Raw genomic sequence first — 13425 nt, forward strand, 5'->3', positions numbered from 1 at the left:
ATATTATATAATCATGCTTAGTAGCCAACCTATACATGATTAGAGTGTGAGTTTTTAGAAGGCTTGTTGTTAGCTTCCATAATTAACGATACAATGTAAGAAATATATTTATAGTTTAAGGAAGGAGCAATTATTTTGGCTACATATCCAAACATAAACGAAACGAAAGAACTTATTAAACAACTGGTTTTAATACCGAGCCCATCAGGTAACACTGAGAAAGTGATTCAATATGTGGAGGATTTTTTACATAATCTGCAGGTGGAAACAAAGCGCAACCGTAAAGGTGGTTTAATTGCGACATTACCTGGAGCAAATGACAAGGAACACAGAATATTAACCGCACATGTTGATACACTAGGTGCTATGGTTAAAGAAGTGAAAAGTAACGGCCGCTTGCGTCTCGACCTTATCGGCGGTTTCAAATATAACGCTATTGAGGGTGAGTACTGTGAAATCCAAACCACCAGTGGCAAAGTTTACACAGGAACAATCCTAATGCATCAAACTTCCGTCCATGTCTATAAGGATGCAGGAAAAGCTGAGCGTAATCAGGAGAATATGGAAGTCCGTATTGATGCAAAGGTTGAAAATGCTGATGATATTCGTGCACTTGGTATTGAGGTAGGGGATTTTGTTTCCTTTGATCCGCGTGTTCAGATAACAGATAATGGCTTTATTAAATCACGCCATTTAGATGATAAAGCAAGTGTTGCCGGCCTTATGCAACTTATAAAAAGGGTTAAAGAAGAAAATGTCACATTACCTCATACGACACATTTTCTAATTTCAAACAATGAAGAAATTGGCTATGGTGGCAACTCCAATATAAATCCTGAAACGGTCGAATACCTGGCTGTCGATATGGGTGCAATGGGTGATGGCCAAACTACTGACGAATATACCGTTTCGATCTGTGTGAAGGATGCCAGCGGACCATATCATTATGGATTGCGTAAGCATCTTGTAGAGCTTGCTGAATCAAACAATATCGGGCATAAATTGGATATTTATCCGTACTATGGTTCCGATGCATCAGCTGCTATCAGAGCTGGGCATGATATTATCCATGGACTTATCGGACCGGGAATTGATTCATCTCACGCATATGAGCGAACACACGAGACGTCATTAGATTATACAGAGCAACTTCTTTATCAATATATACTTTCTGAAATTGTATCCTATTAAAGAAGCAATGGCCCGGCACAAGCTGGGTCATCTTTTTAGGTTAAAAAAACTTCGTATACAAAATATATTTACACAAACATTATTTTCGTATATACTAGTAAAAGTATGTTTGAAAGGGGTTTTCCTTGTGACTATGTCAATGGATAAAGCGATTGGCTCTGCATCGGTTCGGCTAAGCAAAAAAATTACACGCATTATAAACTACTATTTAAAATCGTTTAATATTACGACAGAGCAATGGAGTGTTCTCCGTACATTAAACGAATCTGGTCAAGTTACACAAAAAGTATTATCTGAACGAGCGGATAAAGATCAAGCAACATTAACCAAAATCCTCGATCTGTTGGAAAAGCATGAGTATGTGTATCGAGTACGAAATCCGGAAGACCGGCGTTCTTTTTTTATCAACATTACAGAGAGGGGCTCACAATTGGTTGAAGAAGTTGGACCCTATCTCGAGGAAATTTATATTAAAATAATCAATGATATTGGTAAAGATCAACTAGCAATTTTTCAAGAAGTTTTGCATTCACTGGAGAGCAACATTGATTCACAACTAGACGAAGCAAACAATTAGAAAGAAGGAATTCATTTTTATGGGTAGAAAAACATCAAGATTATGGACGTCCCAATTTATAGTCATTGTCGTGATGGCTTTTTTATTTTTTCTATGTTTACAATTACTGACTGCAGGTTTTCCTGCATATATTATGGAGATTAAAAAGAACCCGACACAGGCTGGACTGATGACAACGGTCTTTATGGGGGCAGCCATCTTAACGCGTCCTCTGATCGGCTACTTGATTCATAAGATCGACGTTAAATTAATGAGCATTATCACGCTAGTACTATTGGTGCTAACGGTCGGGGTGAGTTTTGGTCAGACTTCCGTAGGTCTCCTGCTTTGTCTGCGGGCATTACATGGGGTTGCGTTTGGTATTATTACTACCATACTCTCCACTTTGGCGACAAACATTATTCCGGTTAAACGGCTTGGGGAAGGCATCGGCTACTACGGATTAGCTACAAGTGTTGGTACAAGTGTGGCCCCGATGTTTGCCATTTCAATGCTTCAGCTATACTCGTACAATCTCTTAATTATATTGTCCATTGTAATGACAATAGCTGCATTGGTGCTTGGATTTTTTGTGAAAACTCCTAAGATTAATGCCTCTGCCGACACAGACAAGCAAATTTCATTTAAGGAATATGCATTTGATAAGAAGGCATTACTTCCGTGTATTTTAGCGATGTTTTTTACAACGACTTTAGGGGGAGTAATCAGTTTTTTGAGTGGTCTTGGTGAGGAAGCAAATATTGGAGCATCTGTTTCATTATTTTTCCTGATGATGACAGTTATGATGGTTGTTGTTCGTCCATTCTCCGGGCGATTGTATGATAACCTGGGACATAAAATCATTATTTATCCTGCTGCAATCGCTGGCATTATCGGGTTATTTCTATTATCGATTACCGAGAATACGGTAACATTGCTTATAGCTGGGGTATTGTACGGATTTTCTTATGGCATTATGACACCAACTTTACAGGCAATAGCTGTTGGTTTCGTGGAAAAAGAAAAGCAGGGAACTGCCAACGCCATGTTCTTTTCATCGATGGATCTGGGGATTGCAGTTGGATCAACAGGGCTTGGTGTGCTTGCATCCCTTACAAGCTATCATTTCATTTATGGTTTTTCCATTATTAGTTTGCTAGTATTGTTGCTGCTATATACGTTTGTGTTTGTCAGGGGTGAAAATGCGAAGAAAGTTGTGGAAACGGCATTATAAGAAAAAGGAAGCCACCAACGCTGATTGGTGGCTTTTTCTTTTTAGCAGGGAAAGAAAGTATAAAATTTAAGCCTTATTTCGTTCTCAGGTGGAACAAGCTATGTCCAGCTCCAGCGTCCAGCAACTAGCAAACTTCACAATCCTCACTACGATAAGTCAACATCGGTTCGCTTACAGCTCACCGTGTTTCCTTTATCTCATTTAAGGAAGATCGCCTAACTTCGCCGCTATGCGCGCGGCAACGCCGACCCACCCTGCATGGCAGGGCGCAGTTTGTACGTTGCTAAACGGGCGCTTGCGCTTTTCTTATTTACAGTACATATCGATATATACAGAAAAAGTGAAATAGACTTCCAAACAGAATAAATATATGAAAAATCTCGTGAAACCCCATATGTTTAAATGATAGAAACTTAGGCTTTAGCCAGTAGATAAATGCCTCCACCGTGTAAAAAAGACCTCCAAGGATTAGCAGAGTCATTCCGTTCATACCTATGATTGGTGCAAGTGCAGGGCTATAAAATACAACAATCCACCCCATCACAATATATAATGCTGTCGACAGCCATCTGGGTGAGTGAAACCAAACTAATTTAAATGTTACTCCGGCTATTGCGATACTGCTGATTACTGCAAATAAAACCCAGCCGGTGACACCCTGTAAACTTATTAAGCATAGTGGCGTATAGGTACCAGCGATCAGTACAAATATCATGGAATGGTCAATTCGCCTTAAAAAGGCAATCACGTGATCTTTTGCAACAACCATGTGATATGTTGCTGACGCTGCATATAATAAAATCATGCTAACTCCAAAAATTATTACCGCCATGATTGCTAGCATAGAATCTGTCGTTGCTGCTGCTTTAATGACCAAGGCAAGCAATCCCACAAACGATAAAATAGCGCCAAACAAATGTGTCAGACCATTAATTGGCTCACGTATATAAATCCCCATATTATGAACACCTTCTTAACTAGTATGTAGTTTTAGAAACTATATGACGATGATATATGTATGTTAATATGTAGTCAATGATTATTGGTAGAGGCTCTCTTAAGAAGCTAGTATATTTTGAACTGAAAGAAGGTACTGCAAAATGAGGTTAAGTATTCTAGACCAGGCTCCGATATCAAATGGTAAAACAGCAAATGAAGCATTAGCAGCATCGATAAAACTGGCCCAAACTGGTGATGATTTGGGTTATACGCGTTATTGGATTGCAGAACATCATGATTTGCCAGGATTAGCTTGTCCTGCACCAGACCTTATCCTTGGAATGATTGGAGCGCAAACCAGTCGTATCAGAATCGGTGCTGGTGCTGTACTGTTACCTCACTATAAGCCTTTTAATGTTGCAGAAAGATATAATATGCTTGCAACTCTATTTTCGGATCGTATCGACCTTGGGATTGGACGCGCTCCCGGCGGATCGGCTGAGGCGAGCATTGCGTTATCAGGTGACTTTTTAAAACAGGTAAACCAGTTTTCTGATTCAATTGATGAAGTCCTGGGATTTTTACATAATAGTTTTCCAAAGGATCACATGTATTCGAAAATAAAGCCGTCTCCTGTCCCAACGTATTCACCAGAGCCGTGGTTACTTGGCACAAGTGAAAAAAGTGCTATATTGGCTGCTGAAAAAGGTCTTCCATATGTGTACGGACATTTTATGAGTGATGCAGATGGCCCTTCAATCGTTAAGCACTATACAAAAAAACATTCAGAAACGATTGTAACAGTGTCAGTCATTTGTGCAGAAACAACAGATAAAGCTAATGAATTGGCATTAAGCAGTCAGCTTTGGAGTTTGCAGCGTGCAAAAGGTGAGGGCAGCGGACGTATACCATCTGTTGAAGAGGCTAAGGCGTACTCTTTTTCGGATGAAGAAAAAGAAACAATTAGGAAAATGGAACGCAAAATGATTATAGGTGATCCAAAAGAAGTTAAAAAGCAGCTTGAACAACAGCAGCTGCTTTATCAGGTAGATGAATTTATGCTTGTTACTATTACACACAGTTATGAGGCAAGACAGAAATCGTACGAGTTAATTGCAAAAGAAATTCTAGCTGATAAATAATATGGAGGGGAAACGATGATTGACTTACGAAGTGATACAGTGACTAAACCTACACCTGAAATGCGACAAGCGGCCTTCGATGCAGTAGTTGGAGACGATGTATACCAGGAGGATCCGACGATAATAGAATTGGAGGAATTATCTGCTCAAATGCTTGGCAAAGAGGCTGCAATGTTTGTCCCAAGTGGAACACAGGGAAATCAGATTGCTGTATTGACACACTGTCAGCCAGGGGAGGAAATTATTTTAGAAGCAGATTCCCATATTTTTATATATGAGGGTGCATCCATTTCAGCACTTGCAGGTGTCCAGCCAAGAACTATATATGGAAAGAACGGTGCCATGAGTCCTGGTGAAGTTCAAGAAGCGGTTCGCGGAGACGATATACATTTACCGGAGACAGGGCTGATTTGCCTTGAAAACACACATAATCGTGCGGGTGGAGCAGTTGTTTCACTTGATAATATGCGAGCAATCTTTGAGATGGCCCAAGAAAAAAGCATTCCTGTTCATCTGGACGGGGCACGATTGTTTAACGCGGCAGTTGCTACAGGAATTGATGTAAAGGAATTTGCGGCATATACAGATACGGTACAGTTTTGCCTGTCTAAAGGGTTAGGTGCACCTGTTGGCTCCATAATTGCAGGATCTTCCTCATTTATCAAAAAAGCAAGGAAGTGGCGTAAACGCTTGGGAGGCGGATTAAGACAAGCTGGCATAATTGCTGCACCAGGTTTAGTCGCATTACGCACAATGGTTGATCGACTAACAGAAGATCATGAAAATGCGCAACTATTAGCAGACGGATTGAAAGAAGTAAGCGGCTTAATAATCGAAAATAACGTCGATACAAATATAGTGCTTGTAAATACTGAAGATGCCGAATTACGTGCAGAACAGTTTTTAGATATGCTCAAGGAATCTGGTATTCTAGCAGTACCATTTGGTCCATATACAGTCCGCTTTGTCACGCATTTTGACGTTTCCAAAGAGGAAATCCGGAGTGTGATTGACCGAGTTGGTGCTTTGGCAGGTGCGAATCGATAAAGTTCGACACGGAAGCGATAAACATCGACATAGAATCGATAAAGGTAGAAGCGAAAACGATAAAGTTCGACAACAAAACGATAAAGAATCAGGGTGTGCTGTTCCTTTTTAGGGATAGCACACCTTGTTTTTATAGCAGTATACGCCTTGAGACCTAGTTCAAAATATGGCTGTGGATCATTACAAGGACGCTGTTTAATCGGTATGATTGATTTATGAAAGGAGGCGGGATACATGAAAAAATTTATGTTGTTCGTCGGAGGATTGCTTGCATTTTTTATTTTGCTGGCTAATCTTGGTCCGATGATTTTATTAGGAGTCAGTGTGTGGCTGCTGTATATCATCTTTAAAAAGTTCATTAAAAGTGATTCTGCAGCGGGAAAAATTGGCTGGGTAATCGCTGGTTTATTTGTACTAGGTATTGGCCTATCAAACATCTATGCAGTAATAGGCATTGCAGCAGCATATGTTTTGTACCTAATTTACACAAGCTGGAAAGATGATGATCAATCTGTTGGACAAGTTGTGGAAGAAAATGATCCATTCACAAACTTTGAACGCCAATGGGCAGAAATAAATCGATAAATTGAAAAGGAGCGAATTATGATGACAAATATATTTACACGGATAAAAGATTCAGTTTCGTCTGATCTTCACAATATGATGGATCAAAAGGAGCAGAAAAATCCAATTGCAGCTTTAAATCAATATTTACGCCAAAGCGAGCAGGAAAAGGAAAAAGTACGCAAGCTTGTTGAGCGTCAATATAAACTGAAAGATGAATTTACCAGAGAATATCATAAGGCACAGGATCTTGCCGATAAACGCCTGAAACAAGCAGGTATCGCAGAAAAAGCAGGAGAAGAGCAAATGCATGAATTTGCAGTAAGAGAGCATGAAGAGTATCAAGTACGTGCAGATCGTATGAAAGCATCACGTGAAGAAGTAGTGGAGCAGTTGGAAACATTAGAGCAGAAATATGAAGAGATGAAGCACAAACTGAAAGATATGCATTTGCGCAGAATGGAATTAATGGGTCGTGAAAATGTCGCACATGCGAATCATCAAATAAATAAAGTAGTGGAAGAATCATCAGAAAAACCTTTTTCACGCTTTGCTGAAATGGAGCAGTACATTGAAGGTCTTGAAAACAAAGTAAACACTTCCTATTACAGAAGCACATTTGACAGTAAAATTGACAAACTGGAAAAAGAAATGCAAGAAAAGGCAAATTAAAAGCATTATGTATCAACATGAGAAAAAATGATATACTGAACAGGCGCAGTCCTTCTGCGTCTGTTCGGCTAGTGTCGGTGCTTAGTGGCTAGTGTACTTCCCTCCCTGTGCTTACGACAAGTCAAGCTAGAAAGAAAATCACTTTCTGCTTTCCTTTATCTCGCACAGGTCAGTCCAGTCCATACGCCACTATACAAGCACCTATGCTTTTGATACTACATAAATTAAGAGGGGGTCACTTCATGTTTCAACGTTTGTCGACAGATACATTTAACTGGATATTGATAATTGGAGTGATTCTTTTTGTAATAGAAGTTGCCTTTTTTCATGGTGGGATGATTTTTTCAGCTTTATTTTCAGGCTTTTTTATCTATATCGGCTGGAAAAAGTTCTATCGGCTGTGGGGAAAAATCTTTTTCTGGTTTGGGGTAGTTGGTTTAGTATTTGCTGTCTTAAATATGCTGGCAGTCCGTTTCTTAATTCTGGCAGCTATCGTTTTATTCATCATAAACTATTCCAAGTCGAAGCAGGAATCGGAACAAATAAATCCAAGATTAACTGTAACCGAAGAGATGGAAAGTGAAACTGTTACACAATTGAAGCCATTGTTTAACCATAAAGTTTTCGGTGATCATCGTACGGAAGATACAGCATATCAATGGCGTGATATTAATATTCATGCAGCTTTTGGAGACAGGGTAATTGATTTAAGTAATACCGTTCTTCCTAATGATACTGTAGTTATTTCGCTACGTCATATCATTGGTAACGTTGAAATACACGTTCCTTACGAAGTAGAAGTTAGCATACATCATAGTGCCATTTTTGGGCGTGCTCATATTCTGGGAAAGCATCATTGGAAGTTGATGAATCAATCGCTTCTCTATCAAACAGAAGACTATGATACAACATTTCCACGTGTGAAAATTGTAACGTCAGTACTCTCCGGAGATATTGAGGTGAAGCGGATATGAGTCCTATTTTACGTCACGTCTTCACCGCGATTTTATTTACCTTGCTAATCACGCTAATAATGATTGGGATTACAATGGCAGCTTTTCCACTTGATAACTGGTCGTTAATAATCGATCGAACGATTTATGATGTGCCATTTCTAGTATTTGTGCTTGGAGTACCAACCGTTGCAGGTTCAATTATTGGTGTAACTACGGGATGGTACTGGCGACAACGGCTGCAGCGTGTTTCAAAGCATTTGGATGAAATTGCAAAAGGTCAAAAAATATCTACTGATGATGAAGCCTATAAAGAGCTTGATAAAATTCAACATTACATGGAACAAATACAGGAAAAAATACGAATCCAAACTGAAAATGCACAACGATTGGTTACAGAAAGAGCGAATGAACGTGAGAAGAGTTTACAGGAAGTCGTCGTCCAGGAAAGGAATCGATTGGCAAGAGAACTACATGATTCGGTTAGTCAGCAGCTGTTCGCAGCGTCCATGATGATGTCAGCCATTAATGAATCGAATCCACCTGATGATGCATCGATTAAACAACAACTGCAAATGGTCGAGAAGATGATCCATCAATCACAGCTTGAGATGCGTGCATTATTACTTCATTTGCGTCCTGTTGCACTTAAAGGGAAATCTCTTCAAGAAGGTGTAGAAGAGTTATTGGTTGAACTTACACAAAAAGTTCCAATGGAGATTGACTGGAAGGTAGAAGCACTCACCCTTGATAAAGGTGTGGAAGACCAGTTATTTCGAATTCTGCAGGAATCTGTTTCAAACACCCTTCGTCATGCCAAGGCATCTTCCTTCCATGTCATGTTAATCGAACGTGATGAAACTGTAATTATGCGTGTAGTTGATGATGGAATTGGATTTGATATGGAACAGGTTAAAACTAGTTCATACGGACTCCAAAATATGCGTGAACGTGCATTTGAAGTGGGCGGAACGTTTAAAATTATCAGTTTGCCTGACAAAGGAACAAGGCTGGAAGTGAAAGTCCCAAGCTTTAGAAAAGAAGGTGAAAGTAATGATTAACGTACTATTTGCTGACGATCATGAGATGGTTAGAATAGGTGTCGCAGCCTACTTGTCAGCCCAACAAGATATTGAGGTTATCGCGGAAGCTGGTGATGGTGGAGAGGCAGTTGGATTAGCCTTGGATTTAAAGCCTGATATCATCTTAATGGATCTGGTCATGGAAGAAATGGATGGAATTGAAGCAACAAAGAAAATTATCGAACAATGGCCTGAGGCAAAGATTATTATCGTGACAAGCTTTCTAGACGATGAAAAGGTGTACCCAGCACTTGAAGCGGGTGCAACGAGCTATATGCTGAAGACTTCCAAGGCAAATGAAATTGCCAAAGCAATCCGTGCAACTTATGAGGGCCAATCTATTTTGGAGCCTGAAGTAACAGGGAAAATAATGAACCGAATGCGCGAAAAGCCTGTCGATAGCCCGCATGATCAATTGACTGACCGTGAAATGGAAATACTAATGCTTGTTGCACAGGGGAAAACAAATCAGGAAATTGCTGATCAGTTATTTATTGCCTTGAAAACAGTAAAGGTTCACGTTAGTAATGTTCTGGGAAAATTGGAAGTACAAGATCGAACACAAGCAGTTATATACGCCTTTAAAAATGATCTAGTATAACATAAGAATCACATTACCTAGTTTTCTAACGTTAAAAAACCACAATAACATTATTAACCTGTGAGGTGCAAAACAGTAAATCACAAGTTAGATCTCACCTAAATGGATTGGATATTTCTCCAAGCCATTTTTCTTTATGAGTTTAAGTGTTTTTATTCACTAGACAGGCTGGCGCGCTGATTGGCGGATCCTCATTCCGTTATTTCCTTTAAAAACGCCTATTTTGATCGTGTTATGTAATCGTCATTCCGCTATTCACCCTTTTCAGCCACATTTTTCATTGTTATTAGGTAAATAACGGAACCAGGAACCGTTTCAACCTTACATGAAGGCTTTTTCCCCTATTTAACGGAACCACGATTCACTTCACTGGTTTGTGTGACCCTCATTCCGCTCACACCATAAATCACATCCACTACACTCTTGTGAATTAGCCTTGATATAGCAATAAAAACACACACGGGATTTCACAAGCGAAATCTCGTGTGTGTTTTTATTGTGTTTTTACCTTTGAAGTGAATCCGCAGTTTTTTTGTAGTACCTCTCAACTAAGTTATAAACGGAAACAAGTTCATACAAGATGATTAACTCGGGAGGAAAAGTAGTAGGGTGGTTATCATTGTTTTTAGTTATATCCTCATTGTCATCCCAAAAAATCTCTGTTAATTGCTTAAGCTGCTGATGATGTTTTCCAGATGTATAGTTGGTTTTATTTTGCAATGAATAAGCTAACTCTGATACAGCTTTTAATATGATTGTTCGCTCTTCTTTTGACCAAGAGATAGTTTTTAGCGGTGTATTAATAAGATTATCGATATGGTAATGAATAAGTTTTAATTTAAATAAATGATCTTGTGCAGATTGGAATTGATCCTTTTCCGTTCCGACCAGTGGATGGTATTTTGTTTCATCTTTTTGAAAGCGAATTAGTGTTTCTGTTTGATGAATTGTTTTTTCCAGTTGATCGACCAGATTCTGCTCTGTAGTTTCTAATTCTTTATCATTTTCCTGCAATATGTCCTGAAATACTTTTTCTATAACAATTCCTGTCTTTTTTCTAATCCCTTGTATCTTCTGGATAATGTCCTTGGTATAGTCTGGCGGCAGAACAAACATATTAACGGCAGTCGAAACGATTAATCCAGTAGTTGTAGTACCCAATCGAATAAAAAATGATATTAAATAATTGCTATGAATTACTTCAACCATTGCAACAGCGGTAAGCGTTGCAACTAGCAAACCTGCATGCAATTTAAACTTGAAGCACGTTGCAATCGTAAAAACTGCGGCAAGTGAGTAGGTAAGTGGTGAATTACCAAAAATAGATATAAAAAGGACTGCATATGCCGACCCAATTGCAGATGCCGGAAAACGAATAAGTCCTTTTCTTATTGAATCCGAAACAGTGGGCTCAATCGTAACTATTGCTGTAATAACGGCAAACACAGGTGGCCATTCTAATAATACACATATCCAGGCAGTTATGAAAATGGCTACACCTGTTTTGACAACTCGGCTTCCAAGAAAATTAAAATGCTTCATATTCTGATTCACTCCAAATAATGACTCATATCATATTCTTCCATAGATTATCCAATTTGCAAATCTTTTTTTAAAAAAGGGTTGCATTTTATAAGAAAAACACATAGACTGTATTATAACAATTAAATAGTTATTAATACTGTTATATAAAAGAGGGGAGGGAAGTACATTGAATAATGCAATCTGCCCGGAATGTGGAAAGCAAATTGACGATCGCAGCTATACATTAGAATGTGATTATTGTCTATCGAAAAGGGAAGAATAAATTTTTTTGGATATATTGTTATATAACAATATATAGTTTTAGTTATTGTGTTATAACAAGAAAGGTGTGAATTTGATGCTGATGAAAAGTGAAAAAGTACAAATAATAAATCATTGGGGTGATAAATTTGATGAAGTCTTAACAGATGATGCTCTGAACTTTATTGCAAAACTTCATTTACATTTTGAGGAACGTAGAAAAAGGCTGTTGGAACTTCGGAATGAGTTACAGAAAGGCGAACATGATCTTGATTTTTTATCTGATACATGTGAAATTCGTGAAAGCAATTGGACAATTGAGCCAATGCCAACAGATTTACAGGATCGTCGGGTTGAAATCACCGGACCGGTTGATCGAAAAATGGTCATTAATGCACTAAATTCAGGTGCAAAGACTTTCATGGCAGACTTTGAAGACGCAACATCTCCATCATGGGAAAATGTTATAAATGGCCAAATAAATTTAAAGGATGCCATTCGAAAAGAAATCGATTTTCAGGGAGATAATGGCAAAGAATACAAATTAAATGATAGTACAGCAGTTTTAATTGTTCGTCCACGTGGTTGGCACCTTGAAGAGCAGAATCTAACAATCAATGGAAAACCTATTTCTGCTAGTTTAGTAGACTTTGGACTCTATTTTTTTCACAATGCAAAAGAATTGCTAAGGCGTGGATCTGGTCCCTATTTTTATTTGCCGAAACTTGAAAATCACCTGGAGGCACGGCTGTGGAATGATGTATTTATCTTCGCACAAAATGAGTTGGTTATACCACAAGGATCGATAAGGGCAACTGTACTAATAGAAACGATTACTGCGGCATTTGAGATGGATGAAATCTTATATGAATTACGTGAGCATTCAGCAGGGCTCAATTGCGGCAGGTGGGATTACATTTTCAGCTTTATTAAGAAATTCCAAAACCATCCTGAGGTTCTCTTTCCAGATCGTTCTACTGTAACAATGGATGTTCCATTTATGCGTGCCTATTCATTACTAGCGATTAAGACTTGTCACAGGCGGAACGCACCGGCAATAGGTGGAATGGCAGCACAGATTCCAGTGAAAAATGATCCACAAGCAAATGAAGCATCATTTCAGAAAGTTCGTGCAGACAAAGAACGTGAAGTAACGGATGGACATGATGGAACATGGGTTGCACATCCGGGAATGGTTCAGTTTGTAAAAGATATATTTGATAAAAGTATGCCGGAGCCCAATCAAATTTCAAGGAAACGTGCTGATGTAGATGTTTCACGCGAAGACTTGCTGGAAGTACCACAAGGAAAAATAACGGAACAAGGAGTACGAACAAACATAACGGTAGGTATTCAATATATAGCAGCTTGGCTTCAAGGACGTGGTGCAGTTCCAATCAATAATTTAATGGAGGATGCTGCCACAGCAGAAATTTCACGTGCACAATTATGGCAATGGATTCGTCATCCTAAGGGAGTCCTTGAAGATCAGCGGAAAGTTACATTGAAAATGATAGACGAAATATTACAAGAAGAATTTGAAGAAGAGAATTATAAAGAAGCTTCCAGTTTATTCAGGGATCTTATCGCGCAAGATGATTTCGTGGATTTTTTAACTATACCAGCATATAAACGATTAACGAAAGGAGAAATTTAATA

Annotated in this window: 13 protein-coding genes; 11 read left to right on the forward strand and 2 right to left on the reverse strand. The window is 38.8% G+C overall.

Annotated features, from left to right (window positions below; translation table 11 throughout):
* Positions 1-135: 135 nt before the first annotated feature.
* The 3 genes from BMY13_RS05735 (at position 136) to BMY13_RS05745 (ending at position 2981) form a co-directional block, all read left to right on the forward strand.
* Complete coding sequence (locus tag BMY13_RS05735; RefSeq protein ID WP_092503188.1) at positions 136-1191, forward strand: M42 family metallopeptidase; 1056 nt, start codon at positions 136-138, stop codon at positions 1189-1191.
* 133 nt (positions 1192-1324) lie between these two features.
* The gene (locus BMY13_RS05740; RefSeq protein WP_092503458.1) at positions 1325-1768 is read left to right on the forward strand and encodes a MarR family winged helix-turn-helix transcriptional regulator; all 444 of its coding nucleotides are present in this window, start codon (positions 1325-1327) and stop codon (positions 1766-1768) included.
* A 19-nt stretch (positions 1769-1787) separates the two neighbouring features.
* The gene (locus tag BMY13_RS05745) at positions 1788-2981 is read left to right on the forward strand and encodes an MFS transporter (protein WP_092503190.1); all 1194 of its coding nucleotides are present in this window, start codon (positions 1788-1790) and stop codon (positions 2979-2981) included.
* A gap of 310 nt (positions 2982-3291) precedes the next feature.
* On the opposite strand, the gene trhA is transcribed toward BMY13_RS05745, so the two are convergent.
* Positions 3292-3939 carry a PAQR family membrane homeostasis protein TrhA gene (trhA, locus tag BMY13_RS05750; RefSeq protein WP_092503192.1) on the reverse strand — a complete coding sequence of 216 codons (648 nt, stop codon included), beginning with the start codon at positions 3937-3939 and terminating at the stop codon, positions 3292-3294.
* 142 nt (positions 3940-4081) lie between these two features.
* Here trhA and BMY13_RS05755 point away from each other — a divergent pair, with 142 nt between their 5' ends.
* The 7 genes from BMY13_RS05755 to BMY13_RS05785 all read left to right on the forward strand — a co-directional run bounded on the left by BMY13_RS05755 (position 4082) and on the right by BMY13_RS05785 (position 9981).
* Positions 4082-5062, forward strand: a complete 981-nt coding sequence (locus BMY13_RS05755) for an LLM class flavin-dependent oxidoreductase (RefSeq protein WP_092503194.1) — start codon at positions 4082-4084, stop codon at positions 5060-5062.
* A 15-nt stretch (positions 5063-5077) separates the two neighbouring features.
* Positions 5078-6109 carry a low-specificity L-threonine aldolase gene (ltaE, locus tag BMY13_RS05760; RefSeq protein WP_092503196.1) on the forward strand — a complete coding sequence of 344 codons (1032 nt, stop codon included), beginning with the start codon at positions 5078-5080 and terminating at the stop codon, positions 6107-6109.
* Between the two features lie 234 nt (positions 6110-6343).
* Positions 6344-6694: a lmo0954 family membrane protein gene (locus BMY13_RS05765; RefSeq protein ID WP_092503198.1), complete on the forward strand. Its 351-nt coding sequence runs from the start codon at positions 6344-6346 to the stop codon at positions 6692-6694.
* A 21-nt stretch (positions 6695-6715) separates the two neighbouring features.
* The gene (locus tag BMY13_RS05770; RefSeq protein WP_175476719.1) at positions 6716-7345 is read left to right on the forward strand and encodes a PspA/IM30 family protein; all 630 of its coding nucleotides are present in this window, start codon (positions 6716-6718) and stop codon (positions 7343-7345) included.
* 242 nt (positions 7346-7587) lie between these two features.
* Entirely contained in the window at positions 7588-8319 is a 732-nt protein-coding gene (gene liaF, locus BMY13_RS05775; RefSeq protein ID WP_092503203.1) for a cell wall-active antibiotics response protein LiaF, read from the forward strand.
* Positions 8316-9359 (forward strand): sensor histidine kinase, encoded by a 1044-nt coding sequence (locus BMY13_RS05780; RefSeq protein WP_092503205.1) that lies wholly within the window; start codon positions 8316-8318, stop codon positions 9357-9359. The genes liaF and BMY13_RS05780 overlap by 4 nt, the downstream gene beginning before the upstream one ends.
* Positions 9352-9981, forward strand: a complete 630-nt coding sequence (locus BMY13_RS05785; protein WP_092503207.1) for a response regulator transcription factor — start codon at positions 9352-9354, stop codon at positions 9979-9981. Before BMY13_RS05780 ends, BMY13_RS05785 begins: the two co-directional genes overlap by 8 nt.
* 504 nt (positions 9982-10485) lie before the next feature.
* Here BMY13_RS05785 and BMY13_RS05790 read toward each other — a convergent pair.
* Positions 10486-11523 carry an FUSC family protein gene (locus BMY13_RS05790; RefSeq protein WP_092503209.1) on the reverse strand — a complete coding sequence of 346 codons (1038 nt, stop codon included), beginning with the start codon at positions 11521-11523 and terminating at the stop codon, positions 10486-10488.
* Between the two features lie 340 nt (positions 11524-11863).
* On the opposite strand from BMY13_RS05790, the gene aceB reads away from it, so the two are divergent.
* On the forward strand, positions 11864-13423 hold the full coding sequence (gene aceB / locus BMY13_RS05795) for a malate synthase A (protein ID WP_092503211.1): 1560 nt from the start codon (positions 11864-11866) through the stop codon (positions 13421-13423).
* Positions 13424-13425: the final 2 nt, after the last annotated feature.

Source organism: Virgibacillus subterraneus (assembly GCF_900110695.1).
In the GTDB taxonomy this organism is placed as follows: domain Bacteria; phylum Bacillota; class Bacilli; order Bacillales; family Amphibacillaceae; genus Lentibacillus; species Lentibacillus subterraneus.